Source organism: Sporosarcina sp. FSL K6-6792, assembly GCF_038004885.1.
GTDB lineage: Bacteria > Bacillota > Bacilli > Bacillales_A > Planococcaceae > Sporosarcina > Sporosarcina psychrophila.
Window position 1 is genome coordinate 3,210,520 of record NZ_JBBOSA010000001.1, and the last position, 12,770, is coordinate 3,223,289.

Below are 12,770 nucleotides of genomic sequence, written 5' to 3' on the forward strand. Positions count from 1 at the left end.
ATGCTTTGTGCTAGGAATCATTATATAGACGACAGTCATACTGAGGAGGATAAAGGATGGCAGTGGAAAAAAAAGGCTTATCGAGACGAGACTTTCTGAAGACAACGGGAATTGCAACAGGGGCTCTCGTGGGAGGGGGGCTCATTGGGGGACTTGTCGGTTACAACGTCAACAAGGAAGGTCAAGTTGCCGGCACGGGTGACCATAAAGGAGCTGGCGGCGAACCGACAGCTGTTAGCAATCGGGGCTTAATGTACTTTACAAATATGGCTGAATTCAATGTATTGTCTCAAGCAGTTGAACGGATATTCCCTGAAGATGACCTAGGACCTGGAGCAATTGCACTTGGTGCTCCGTATTTCATCGATAATCAGCTTGCAGGCAATTATGGAAGCAATGTGAAGGAATATATGCAAGGACCGTTTTTTGCGGGTGAAGCGACTCAAGGCTACCAAAGTAAGTTGACACGTGCAGAAATCTTTAGACAAGGTATCGCAATAATGGATGAGCAAGCAAACAAGCGGTTCAAACAAGGGTTTGTCGACCTCGAGGGTGCCCAAATGGATGAAATCATTACTGCATTCCAAAAAAATGAAATTGATATGAAGGGCGTATCGTCAGAATTTTTCTTCAAGCTTCTTCGACAGGCAACATTAGAAGGTGTCTACGCGGATCCAATTTATAACGGCAACGTGAACATGGATGCTTGGCGTATGAAGGAATTTCCGGGCAATCAAATGACCTATATCGCCGAAATTGAAAATGAAAAATTTGTGAAGTACGAACCAGTATCACTTACGAGTATGGAACATTAAGGGGGGAAATAGCGTATGGCAACAACGTTGGAGAAAGTAGATGTTATTACAGTTGGTGTTGGATGGGCTGGTGGTATCATTGGCGCAGAGTGTGCAAAAGCTGGTTTGAAAGTACTTGGACTAGAGCGTGGTAAGGAAAGAAGTACAAAAGACTACTCATTAGTACATGATGAGTTTCGCTACGCGATTCGTTACGATTTAATGCAGGATCTCTCAAAGGAAACGATTACGTTTAGGAATTCCCGGAAGATGCGGGCACTTCCTATGAGGCAGATGGGATCGTTTCTTCTTGCGGAAGGTCTCGGCGGTTCGGGGACGCATTGGAACGGGCATACTTGGCGATTTCTTCCGTATGATTTTGAGATTAAATCGATGACGGATAAGAAATATGGAAAAGATAAACTCTCAAGCGACTATCTGATTCAAGATTGGGGCGTTACATATGACGAGCTAGAGCCTTATTTCGATAAATTTGAAAAGACAGCCGGCATCTCTGGAGAGAATAAAAATCCATTTGCGGGGAAACGCTCCTCAGAGTTTCCGACGCCTCCTATGAAGCGGACACCGATTCTAAAAAAGTTTGAAAAGGCAGCAAGCAAACTTGGGTATAGTCCTTTCATGTTACCATCTGCAAATTTGTCCGAGTCGTATGAAAATCCAGATGGAGAATCAATCATGGCGTGTCAATATTGCGGTTTTTGCGAGCGGTTTGGCTGTGAATACGGTGCGAAAACATCTCCGGAGATTACTGTCATTCCGACTGCAAGAAAAACGGGGAACTACGATGTCCGTTTCTATGCAAATGTCGTCGAAGTGTTGAAGAAAGGCAATAAAGTGACCGGAGTTAGATATATCGATACACAAACCGGTGAAGAATTCATCCAACCAGCCGAAGTCGTTGTACTTACAAGCTATATGATGAATAATGCGAAGCTTCTTATGGTATCGGGAATTGGAGAAATGTACGATCCGGATACTGGAAAAGGAACGCTTGGTAAAAACTATGCGTACCAGGTTTTGCCGGGGGCAACAGGCTTTTTTGATGAACAAATGAATGTCTTCATGGGGGCGGGGTCGCTTGGGATGTCAATTGATGATTTCAATGGTGACAATTTTGATCATGGGGATCTAGATTTCATTCACGGGGCAAGCCTATCCATAACACAGACGGGTGTGAGGCCGATTGCGACCAATCCTCTTCCGCCAGATACACCTGTGTGGGGTGAAGATTTCAAAAAATCATCGATTTATAATTACACGCGCACGCTAAATATTGGCGGGCAGGGTGCCTCACTTCCGCATAAGGAGAATTTCTTGTCACTTGACCCAAATTATAAGGATGCATATGGAGTCCCATTGCTTCAATTGACATACAATTTTACTGAACAAGATAAGAACTTGCACAAGTACTTAACTGAAAAGACGGCCGTCATAATGAAAGAGATGGGTGCGAAGACAGTGATGGCTGGAAATCCAATTACCAACTATGATATTGTGCCATACCAGACGACGCATAATACCGGCGGAACAATTATGGGAGCAAGCCCGGATGATAGTGTCGTCAATACACAATTACAACACTGGGATGCAGAAAATCTATTTGTTCTTGGAGCTGGAAACTTCCCGCATAACGGCGGCTACAATCCAACGGGAACAGTTGGCGCGCTCGCTTATCGCGCAGCAGAAGGAATTGTTAAATACAGTAAAGCTGGTGGGTCACTTGTTTGAAAATGAAGGGAGACTTAGGCAATGAGTTTAGCGAGTATTGGCGTACCGGGTTTAATCATCATTCTTGTTATTGTTCTCATCTTGTTCGGGCCGAAAAAGTTACCCGAAGTGGGAGCCGCGGTAGGGAAAACACTTGCTGAATTTAAAAGGTCAGCGAAAGATATTATGGAGGATGAAGAACCAGTAGCCCCAAAGGAAATAAAGAAAACGGACCAACTATAAGCAGGTGAAAGTATGGATCCATACGGAGATCACGGTCGTAAAATTTTAAGTCCGCTTGATAAAGTCCAAGTTGAAAAGACGAAGATTGTTATACCCGTTAAAGCGGAAATAGAATCTGACATTACTCGGGATAACAAGGTCGTGGAAAGCAATTTTGAAGCTGCTCCGTCTCTTGTTGACCATCTCACAGACCTAAGAAAACAGCTCGTCAAAAGTGCAGCCGTTTTCCTTTTTTTTCTAATCACAGTGTTTTCGAGTATTAATTTATGGTTCCCGTATATTACCCGCGGCCATGAGCTAATCATTCTTGGACCACTCGAAGTTGTGAAGTTTTACATGTCGATTTCCACAGCACTTGCATTGGGTTTATCAATCCCTTTTCTCTGTCATTTTCTCTGGCAATTTGTTAAACCGGGACTTAACGAACGGGAAAGCCGGTTTCTAAGCATGTATTCGCCTGTAATGTTACTGCTTTTCCTTATAGGTGTATCATTTGGTTATTTTATCGTCAATCCGCTTAGCTATAAGTTTCTTGTCTCATTGGGAGCCGTGAATTTTAATGTAATGGTGTCGGCGCAAGAATACATCAGTTTCTTGCTAATGACGACTATGCCAATCGGGATATTATTCGAGTTACCAATTGTTGCGATGTTTTTGGCGGCAATCGGGTTACTTACAGCGGAATCAATGAAAAAAGTGCGTAAGTGGTCGTATCTTGCCATCGCAATTATTTCGGCTTTGATTACACCGCCGGATTTTGTGAGCCAACTCATTGTACTGATTCCAATGGCGTTGCTTTACGAAGCGAGTATCTTTATTGTCTTATATACGGAGCGTCGAAATGCTGTTGTAAACTAATGCTATATTCGACATTTTCACAACAAAAACGGCAACCTATTTAAGGGTTGCCGTTTTTGTGCAAAAGTTTTTTCGCATAATCGTTTATAAAACAATTTTACGAATTACTTTGCGATTCGCTTTTCTTGGAAAGTGTACCTGTGAACGATTCAACCTGTTTCATCAGCTTGTTCCTAGCATCTTTATTTCTCATTAAATATGCTGCGCCAAGTCCAAGTGCTGTCACGGCCATCTTGTTCATCATATAATCACCCTCCTTATTTTTTTGTTCATGATAATATGCCCGAGTTACAGGATTTTAGTCGGAAAGTCTGCAAGAAGATTGTTCCAAACTGCGTTAGGTTAGACATTGAACATCCTGCTCTTTATAATTAGGAAGTATAGAATTACATTTTTTTGGAGGTTACTATGTTTAGAAGGAAAACAAATGCATATATTATTTTTATTGCTATTTTACTCGTTATTGCGGGTTGTGGAAACAAGGAGAAAGAAACTTCGAAAACAAAAGAAAACCGACTTGTCTATGCGTCGGAAACTGAATTTGAAGGGCTTAATCCGCTACTGGAAGAAACGAACCTGGATGCGCTATTATTCCGCGGTCTGATACGGTTCGATGAGAACAATGAGCCAACAATGGATATCGCTGAATCATATGAACTATCACCTGATAAGCTAACGTATACGTTTAAATTGAAAGAAGGCATTACGTTTCACGACGGCGAACCACTTACTGCTGACGATGTGATTTTCACAATTGAGAGCATACTAGACGATAATAATGCTTCGTTTTTGAAGTCGGATTTCACGGAAGTGGATTCGGTGACAAAAATTGACGACTACAAACTTGAGTTGAAACTAAAACGCCCATTCACGCCGATGCTTGATAAGTTAACGGCTCCAATTTTGCCCAAGCATGCTTTTGAAGGCGTTGAGATGAGGACAGCTGAATTCAATAGTCATCCAATCGGCGCGGGTCCATATATGTTTGATAAGTGGGACCGTGGCAACAGTTTAACGTTAAAAGCCTATAATAATTTTCATGGAACAAAGCCTTCTATTGAAAAAGTGATTTTTAAATTCATTCCGGATAGTAATGTCCGTGCATTGCAACTCAAGTCTGGAGAAGTCGATATTGCACTACTTGACCCGGTACAGGTTGAAGAGTTGGAAAAAGAAAAGAATATTAAAATTTACGATATCGAATCTGCGGATTACCGCGGTATCCTTTTCAATACGACCATTGACTTGTGGAAAGATGTCGACGTGAGGCGCGCATTTAGCTATGCAATCGATCGCGCTCAAATTGTTAAAGGTATTCTGAAAGGGTACGGGACAGAAGCGTATTCACCACTTCAAAAACATGCATTTAACAATGAAAATGTAGAGAAGTATGCATACGACATTGAAAAAGCAAAAGAGCTTCTAGACGGAGCAGGCTGGAAAGAAGAAAAAGATGGTTTCCGTTATAAAAATGATGAAAAATTGGCGTTTACGATTACGGCACCTGTATCGGATACAGTACGTGTAAATATGGCGAACTATGCTGCCGAAGGATTTAAGAAAATTGGCGCTGATGTGAAAGTAGATGCGCTTGACTGGAGTGCCATTACAATCGAAGATGCAGAAGCATTCATGGTCGGTTGGGGTAGTCCGTACGATGCGGATCATCATACACATATTTTGTTCCATACGGATCAGTCGGTTTTGACGAGCTCTGGTTATAACTACGGTAGCTATTCGAATGCAAAAGTAGATGAGCTACTTGAAAAAGGCCGTTTTTCGACAGATGCTGAAGAACGCAAAGCAATTTATATGGAGTTCCAAGCTGAGCTTGCGAAGGACCCTGCATTTGCTTATATCGCGTACGAAGACGCGGTTTACGGGATTAATAAAAATCTAAGTGGTGTGAAAGAACGAATACTTGGCCATCATGGATCTGGTTTCCTCTGGAATGTTGAGGAGTGGACGTGGAATGACCGTTAAATGGATTGGGAAGCGAATGATGATGGGGATAATTGTCCTCCTCATCGTGAGCTTCCTCTCTTTTTTCATCATGCATGCAGCTCCCGGTGATCCGGCAGCGGCTTTTTACGGAGGGAATGCACAAACATTGAACGCGGCTGAAAAAGAACGAATCAGCCGTGTTTTTTCGCTTGACCGACCTGTCATTGCGCAGTATGGTACGTGGTTAGCGGAAACAGTGAAAGGGAATTTAGGTGTTTCGTATAAAGAAGGGCGGCCCGTATCGACAATTCTTATGGAACGGCTGCCAAATACATTACTTCTTTTCGGCGTGACGCTATTTTTTATTAGTATAGGTTCAATCTGGCTTGGAACGACAGCGGGCATGAAGGCGGGATCGGTGTGGGATAAAGGATTATCGACAGTCAGTATTGTGACTTCTTCGATTCCAGCGTTTTGGCTTGGTATTTTATTTATTTCATTTTTTGCAGTCAAACTCGGCATCCTTCCGTCATCTGGAACAGGAGATATCGGCGGTGAAGGTGGATTTTGGGATAAATTGCGTTATCTACTCATGCCTGCAACTGTTATCATTTTGACTCACGTTGGGATTTATGCACGCTTTCTCCAAGAAAGCATCAAAGTAGAAAGCCGTAACTATTATGTAACGGTAGCACGTGCCAATGGTGTAGCGGAGCAAGTCATTCGAAAAGGGATTTTGCGCAATGCATCTATTCCTTATTTAAATTATATCGGGATGACCATTCCTTCATTTGTTGGCGGGTCGATTATCGTAGAATCGCTCTTTTCATGGTCGGGACTTGGTCAACTAACCGTAAAAGCGGTGGTTACGAAAGATTTCCCATTGTTGATGGGTGGTATTTTACTAACGGGTTTAATCGTTGTCATAAGCCTTTTCGTTATTGACCTCATTACGTATTTATTGAATCCGAGGCTACGGAAAGGGGATGTGCGATAAATGAAGTCACGAAAAGCATTGATTTTTTGGTGCGCTGTCCTCGGTTTTATTATTATCCTAACTACTTTTGCAGGCTTCCTATCGTCGTATGAACCAAATGATATGAATCTCGATGAAGTATATGTCTCTCCCGGTGAAGGCCATCTGTTAGGGACGGATCATCTCGGGCGCGATGTCTTTTCACGTCTTTTGGAGGGCGGAAAAGTAACGTTAACTGTTGCAAGTATTTCTGTACTAGTATCGCTTGTTATTGGCGTTCTATACGGCGGGATTAGCGGTTATATTGGTGGATTCGTCGATACTGTTATGATGCGATTTTTAGAAGCGCTCATAACGATTCCTTCGCTTATTATCATCTTAGCGTTTCAAGCATTCATGCAAGGCGGAATGTGGAGTATGGCTCTCATTATTGGCGTTACAGGTTGGTTAGTTACTGCACGTATCGTCCGCTCTGAATTTATTCGATTGAAGGATGCGGAATTTGTGAAAATGGCGATAATGTTCGGAACACCGATGTGGAAAATTATCTTTAGTCATATGCTTCGCAATAGTATTCCGGCTATATTCGTTGTTACATTGTTTAACTTTGCAGGAGCTATATTCATTGAAGTGTCGCTTAGTTTTCTGGGGATTGGTGTACCACCAGCGATTCCATCATGGGGTAATATGTTGTACTATGCGCAAAATGATATCCTAATTGGGGCTTGGTGGATTGGATTGTTCCCAGGCATAATGATTTTCATTACAATACTTGCGATTAACTTTATCGGTGAAGCGTTGAAAGATCCGGAACGGAGGCGTTTAAATGCTTAGGGTACATCAATTGTCGATTGATATCGATGGTAAATCGATTGTGCGTAATAGTTCGTTTTCTGTTCCACTCGGAAAGATTACTTCCATTATTGGTGAAAGCGGCAGTGGGAAAAGTATGACGGTTTCCGCACTGCTCGGAATAGTGCCAACGGGAGCGAAGGTAACTGGACAGGCTATATTTAACGATAAAAACTTGATTACGATTTCGGATAGAGAAATGATGGAAATTAGAAAAAAACACCTATTTACGATTTTCCAAGATGCGGCGAACAGCTTTAATCCCTCTGTAAAGATGAGGCATCAACTTTTTGAGTTTTCGGGAAGGAAAACGGGCGATACGATTGAAGAATTTCGAGTGAAGATGGAGGGCATTTTGGATGATCTTGGCCTTGCATCGGAAATCATGGAACAGTATCCATTCGAATTATCGGGCGGTATGTTGCAACGATGTATGATTGCGTGTGCACTGTATATGGAACCGGCCCTTTTAATTGCAGATGAACCCACTTCCGCACTCGATATGGTGCTACAAAAGGAATTCATTGGGCTGCTAAAGCGATTGAACGAGCGGCATGGAACAACAATTCTTCTTATAACGCACGACTTGGATATCGTTGCAGAGGCGGCACATGACATGGTTGTTATGCGTCATGGTGAAGTTATTGAAACTGGCAGTGTGGTGGAGGTATTTGATTGTCCTAAGCATCCTTACACGAAGCTTTTGTTGGATAGTAGGTTTTAAAGGAATGGAGGTGTGACGGTGTTAGTGATGGAAAGTGTATCAAAAAGGTATGGTAGTGGAACTAAAGCGAAAGAAGTCCTTCGTGCAATCAATCTCACAGTTGGAGAAGGTGAAATCGTTGGGCTTGTCGGGGAAAGTGGAAGCGGGAAAAGTACGCTGACACGTGTAATTATGCAACTTGAAGCGCCTGATGACGGAACAATTTTATTCAATGGTTCGCTCGTCACGAGGCAGTCCCGAAAAGCATTTTACAAAGGGTGCCAACTCATCTTTCAAAACGCATCGGCTGCCCTCAATCCATTATGGACTGTACGTGAAATCTTGATGGAACCGCTTCGTAATAAGAAAGGGGACCGGGATGCTCATATTCGACGCATGCTCGGCAAGGTAAAGTTAACGGAAGCTCATTTACATAGACGTCCTTCCGAACTGAGTGGTGGAGAAAGGCAACGTGTTAACTTGCTCAGATCAATTCTCGTGGAACCTAAACTACTCGTATGTGATGAAATCATTTCCAGTCTGGATCGATTGATTCAAAAAGAAATTATTGATTTACTAATAGAACTTAACCGTGAAACCGGCATGGCCTTACTTTTCATAGCGCATGATTTGCAAGCTGTTGCGTATATGTGTGACCGGCTATATGTGATGAATAACGGGGAGATTGTCGATGAAAGTGTGAAAGTGGAAGGTAGATTCGATTTTACACATCCGTATTCGGTAAGACTTTTTGGAGCGGAATTTAGGAGAGGATAAAAAGGGGGGGACGGTGTAATTTCATTTTACTAAAGAAGGGTTCGAGAATAGATCACTCGGGCTTTTTTTGTATGAAAAAATAAACCCGTTGCTTCTATTGAAGCAACGGGTTCTAACTAGTATTACTTACTTTTATCCGTATCTAAAATGTTGAATATGATTTGTGCATGGTCTGTATTATCGAGTAACCCGGCAAAACGATCTTTAGATGGACCGAAAGCATACACAGGTACGTCTTCACCAGTATGTCCACCTGTTGTCCAACCTGTATAAGAACGCTTGTCAAAAATTGATTTGATTGCGTTATTGATATCACTCGCTTTTTCACCAGCAGTTTTAACAGATTCGATTTCAACTTCTGTCAGTGGTAATAACTCTTGATCAATATAGCTTTTTAAGGTTTTCTCGACATCAGCACCATTAGCAATTTCATCTGCCATGAAGGACGGTGTCCGTTTTGCGGCTTTGATTGTATCAGTGAGCCAGTTATAATTACCGTCTGCACCTATAGAAAATCCACCTGTAGAATGGTCAGCAGTTGCTACGACTAGCGTATGCTTATCTTTTTTTGCAAATTCAATAGCTGCATTAAATGCTTTTTCAAAGTCTTCCATTTCGCTCATTGCACCAACAATGTCATTATCGTGGCCAGCCCAGTCAATTTGGCTACCTTCAATCATAAGGAAGAAACCATTGTCATTTTTACTTAAGCGATCGATTGCTGTAGTAGTCATTTCTTCAAGTGAAGGGATATCATCTGGACGATCAATCATTTTGGGAAGACCGCCAGTAGCAAATAACCCAAGTATTTGATCATTAGTATCTTTTAACAGTTCATCTTTAGTGGTTACATAACTAAATCCATCTTTTTTAAAGGATTCTGTCAGATTCACATCTGAGCGCTCAAAATTTGATTTCCCACCGCCTAGGAGGACATCAATTTTATGCTCACCATTGATTAATTCATTGTAATAATCATCGGCAATTGCATCCATATTTTTACGGTTTTCATTGTGAGCACCGAATGCAGCAGGCGTTGCATGAGTAATTTCTGAGGTAGCAATAAGTCCAGTCGATTTGCCTGTTTCTTTTGCAGCCTCTAAAACAGTTTTTACGTTAGATTTGTCGTTATCCACAGCAATTGCGGCGTTATATGTTTTTACACCTGCAGACATTGCAGTTGCAGCGGAAGCAGAATCTGTTATTGTTTGTTCAGGATCTTCTGGGTAAGTCATTTGCTGACCAACGAGGTAGTTGTCAAATGCTGTCTTCTCAACAATAGGTGTAGTAGGATCATCTTTCAAGTAACGATAAGCGGAAGTATAGGATACGCCCATTCCATCACCAATGAGGAAAATCACATTTTTGATTTCTGCATTGTTGTTTAGTTCTGCTTCATTTGCTTGGACGCTTGGATTAGTGATTGCACCGCTCCAACTTGCGACCAAAACAGTAGAAAGAACTGCGATGGGGATAACCTTTTTAAAGAATTGCTTTTTCATCAATGTAAAACCTCCTATTTAGTCTACTATCACATTTAACTATAAAGTGAAGTTGTTAATCTAGCATGAAGGACATGTAAATTTGTGTTAATAATTTGTAAAGAAATGAAAGGTTATGCAATCGATCTTAAACGATGAGATAGGAACGTCCAGTGGCGTTGTAACCAAAGGATCTAATATTTAATCTACAGATGCAGTCGAGTATAGTTTTGCCTTTGAAGGACGGATGTTAAAAAGAAACAGTGTAATGGAAATCACCAACATCACAAATGTCCCTACAATGACAACATACTGAATAGAAATGAGTTGAGCTGCCACGCCAGCTATGGTCGTTGCAAGTATGATTAAAACAGCTTCAATTAATCCGTAAATACTTCCAACTCTCCCCATCACATCGACGGGGATATTGTTTTGGTAAAAGGTATGGAAGCCCGTATTCGCAAAGGCGAGAGAAAAGGAAAGAATAAAAAACCCAATAGCTGCCATGAAAAAGATAGTGGAAAAAGCGTAAACAATATAGCCGACAGAAACGAATAGGGAGCCTAAACCAATTAACAAAGAAGTCGATGATTTAGTGGTAATCATCGCATTAATCATCGCACCTATTACGATCCCCGCTCCCGCTATGCTGACTAAAAAACTATATTCACTATCCGATAAAGAAAGGACCTCTTTAGCAAATGCCACTTCAAGTGAGTCAATGGCTGTAGCCATGACCATTACACAGCCAAAAAGAAAGTAAATGAACATGATATAGGCGTAGCGACGACTAAAATTCAACACAACAGTCCAATCTTGCTTCACTACTTCAAAAGATATTTTTTCATTTGTACTATTAAACTGTATGTGTTTTTCGAGATTGGGCATCATCATAGTGACTAATCCTGATAATAATAAAGCAATGGCGTTCATGTAAATGGCAAAAATGGGTGTGCCAATGATAAATAACAATCCCGCTATAGCTGGCCCAATTAGAAAGCCTCCAGAATCGATTAAACTGCGTAATGAATTAAACCGTTTTCTATCCTTAGGGGGAATTAGTTTTGTAATATAAGTCATAGATGTCGGGTCAAACATAGAGCGTGCTATATTGATCAAAAAAACGACTAGATAGATCGACCAAAGAGAAGAAAGAAAAGATAAGGTAGCGATAAATACCGCACTAACCAAGTTAAGAGTGACCATTAAATTACGTTTATTTAACCGGTCTATGACGCTACCTGACCAAAAATTTGTGCATAACGTAGCCAGAGGTTTAAGAATATAAAGGACAGCCACTGCAAGCGGAGAACCTGTTTTCTCAAGGATAATCAAATTAAGCGCAATTAAATAAATCCAGGCGCCCACATTAGAAATGCCAATTCCAGCTAACAACATCAAAGGATATTTCCAAGATTCAACTACGTTCCCAAGCCTCATTTGGTTTTCCTCCTCTATCATTCATTTTTTGACAATAAAAAAATCCCACCCCCAAGACCTTAAGTCTTGAGGACGAGATTGTATCAATCGTGGTGCCACCCCAGTTTATTACGATGTTGCCATCGTAACCTTATCAGGTACGGCAAATAGATGCGTATACCCTGGCTCTATAACAGGAGCTCCTGTCACTCTATCCCCATTGCTGGTTCCGGAGTGATGCTCAGAGACTTGTTTCGATAACGTATTCTTACTCCTTTTCAGCAACCGGAGCTTTCTGCAAAGAATGAACGTTAGCTACTCTTCTCTTCAACGCATTTGATTTTTATAGATAATAGCACTCTTAGGATGAATTGTAAATAGAACATTCCATCTTGTCTGCTAATAAAATAAGGAGAAATTTTGTTATTTAGGACTGATAATACGGGCTATATATGTTGAATTAAAGAATCTCATTGAATTTACTGTGGCGCTCAAATAAGGAGAGAGTTTTATTTCAGGGTGTGGATTGTAGAACGCTTGGCGCTTTGAGGATGCCTCTCACCGTAAGCCTGGATTAGCACTTCGCACCCAGTCTTACGGCTTCGGCGACCCCTTTGCCGCGCCTGCGCTAGGGTATACATTATCGAGAGAAATGTGATTTTGAGATGTATATGGCGAGATTGTAAGGTGATTCCTATTTGACACTATATAAATTGAAATAAAGAATTCCATTGAACCGCTACGGCGCTAGGGTATGCCTCTCACCATAAGCCAGATGAGGTATTCTTTAACCTATCTGGAATAACCTCTTGGCATTAACTGTATAATTTCTGCGAAGAACGCAGAAATTATACAAACCGAACTCTTCGTTGTTCGGTTGGCTACCCCTGTTAAGGCGCCTTCGCTCAGTATATATACCGGATTCAACATATATAATTATAGTCAAGAAAGACGCAATCCAGGTTGCAGATTTCACCACTAATAATGAAATGCTC

The 12,770-nt window shown here is 41.4% G+C and carries 12 protein-coding genes and 1 other annotated feature; of the genes, 9 read left to right on the forward strand and 3 right to left on the reverse strand.

Features of this window, described 5'->3' with window-relative positions; genetic code table 11:
* The first annotated feature begins 56 nt into the window (after positions 1-56).
* Genes MKZ26_RS15715 through tatC form a run of 4 tightly spaced genes read left to right on the forward strand, consistent with a single transcriptional unit; the run spans position 57 to position 3,623 of the window.
* A complete protein-coding gene (locus MKZ26_RS15715; RefSeq protein ID WP_067213627.1) occupies positions 57-815 on the forward strand; it encodes a gluconate 2-dehydrogenase subunit 3 family protein in 759 nt (252 codons plus the stop codon).
* 15 nt (positions 816-830) lie between these two features.
* The gene (locus MKZ26_RS15720) at positions 831-2,543 is read left to right on the forward strand and encodes a GMC family oxidoreductase (protein WP_340766731.1); all 1,713 of its coding nucleotides are present in this window, start codon (positions 831-833) and stop codon (positions 2,541-2,543) included.
* 21 nt (positions 2,544-2,564) lie between these two features.
* The gene (tatA, locus tag MKZ26_RS15725) at positions 2,565-2,765 is read left to right on the forward strand and encodes a twin-arginine translocase TatA/TatE family subunit (RefSeq protein WP_067213625.1); all 201 of its coding nucleotides are present in this window, start codon (positions 2,565-2,567) and stop codon (positions 2,763-2,765) included.
* A 12-nt stretch (positions 2,766-2,777) separates the two neighbouring features.
* Complete coding sequence (tatC, locus tag MKZ26_RS15730) at positions 2,778-3,623, forward strand: twin-arginine translocase subunit TatC (RefSeq protein ID WP_340766732.1); 846 nt, start codon at positions 2,778-2,780, stop codon at positions 3,621-3,623.
* A 97-nt stretch (positions 3,624-3,720) separates the two neighbouring features.
* Here tatC and MKZ26_RS15735 read toward each other — a convergent pair whose 3' ends face one another.
* Positions 3,721-3,867, reverse strand: coding sequence for a hypothetical protein (locus tag MKZ26_RS15735; RefSeq protein WP_187046168.1), 147 nt, complete (start codon positions 3,865-3,867; stop codon positions 3,721-3,723).
* A gap of 164 nt (positions 3,868-4,031) precedes the next feature.
* Between MKZ26_RS15735 and MKZ26_RS15740 the strand changes: the two genes are divergently transcribed.
* Genes MKZ26_RS15740 through MKZ26_RS15760 form a run of 5 tightly spaced genes read left to right on the forward strand, consistent with a single transcriptional unit; the run spans position 4,032 to position 8,875 of the window.
* Positions 4,032-5,606, forward strand: a complete 1,575-nt coding sequence (locus MKZ26_RS15740; RefSeq protein ID WP_340766733.1) for an ABC transporter substrate-binding protein — start codon at positions 4,032-4,034, stop codon at positions 5,604-5,606.
* A complete protein-coding gene (locus MKZ26_RS15745) occupies positions 5,596-6,564 on the forward strand; it encodes an ABC transporter permease (RefSeq protein WP_340766734.1) in 969 nt (322 codons plus the stop codon). The genes MKZ26_RS15740 and MKZ26_RS15745 overlap by 11 nt, the downstream gene beginning before the upstream one ends.
* Entirely contained in the window at positions 6,565-7,377 is an 813-nt protein-coding gene (locus MKZ26_RS15750) for an ABC transporter permease (protein WP_338654654.1), read from the forward strand. It begins immediately after the preceding gene.
* Positions 7,370-8,119 (forward strand): ABC transporter ATP-binding protein, encoded by a 750-nt coding sequence (locus MKZ26_RS15755; RefSeq protein WP_340766735.1) that lies wholly within the window; start codon positions 7,370-7,372, stop codon positions 8,117-8,119. Before MKZ26_RS15750 ends, MKZ26_RS15755 begins: the two co-directional genes overlap by 8 nt.
* A gap of 27 nt (positions 8,120-8,146) precedes the next feature.
* Positions 8,147-8,875: an ABC transporter ATP-binding protein gene (locus tag MKZ26_RS15760; protein WP_067214103.1), complete on the forward strand. Its 729-nt coding sequence runs from the start codon at positions 8,147-8,149 to the stop codon at positions 8,873-8,875.
* Between the two features lie 122 nt (positions 8,876-8,997).
* Here the strand turns inward: MKZ26_RS15760 and MKZ26_RS15765 are convergent, their stop codons facing one another.
* Both MKZ26_RS15765 and MKZ26_RS15770 read right to left on the reverse strand, forming a co-directional pair.
* Positions 8,998-10,377 carry an alkaline phosphatase gene (locus MKZ26_RS15765; protein WP_340767669.1) on the reverse strand — a complete coding sequence of 460 codons (1,380 nt, stop codon included), beginning with the start codon at positions 10,375-10,377 and terminating at the stop codon, positions 8,998-9,000.
* 180 nt (positions 10,378-10,557) lie between these two features.
* Positions 10,558-11,796 (reverse strand): MFS transporter, encoded by a 1,239-nt coding sequence (locus MKZ26_RS15770; RefSeq protein WP_340766736.1) that lies wholly within the window; start codon positions 11,794-11,796, stop codon positions 10,558-10,560.
* A 65-nt stretch (positions 11,797-11,861) separates the two neighbouring features.
* Positions 11,862-12,115: a binding site (T-box leader), on the reverse strand.
* Positions 12,116-12,770 lie beyond the last annotated feature (655 nt).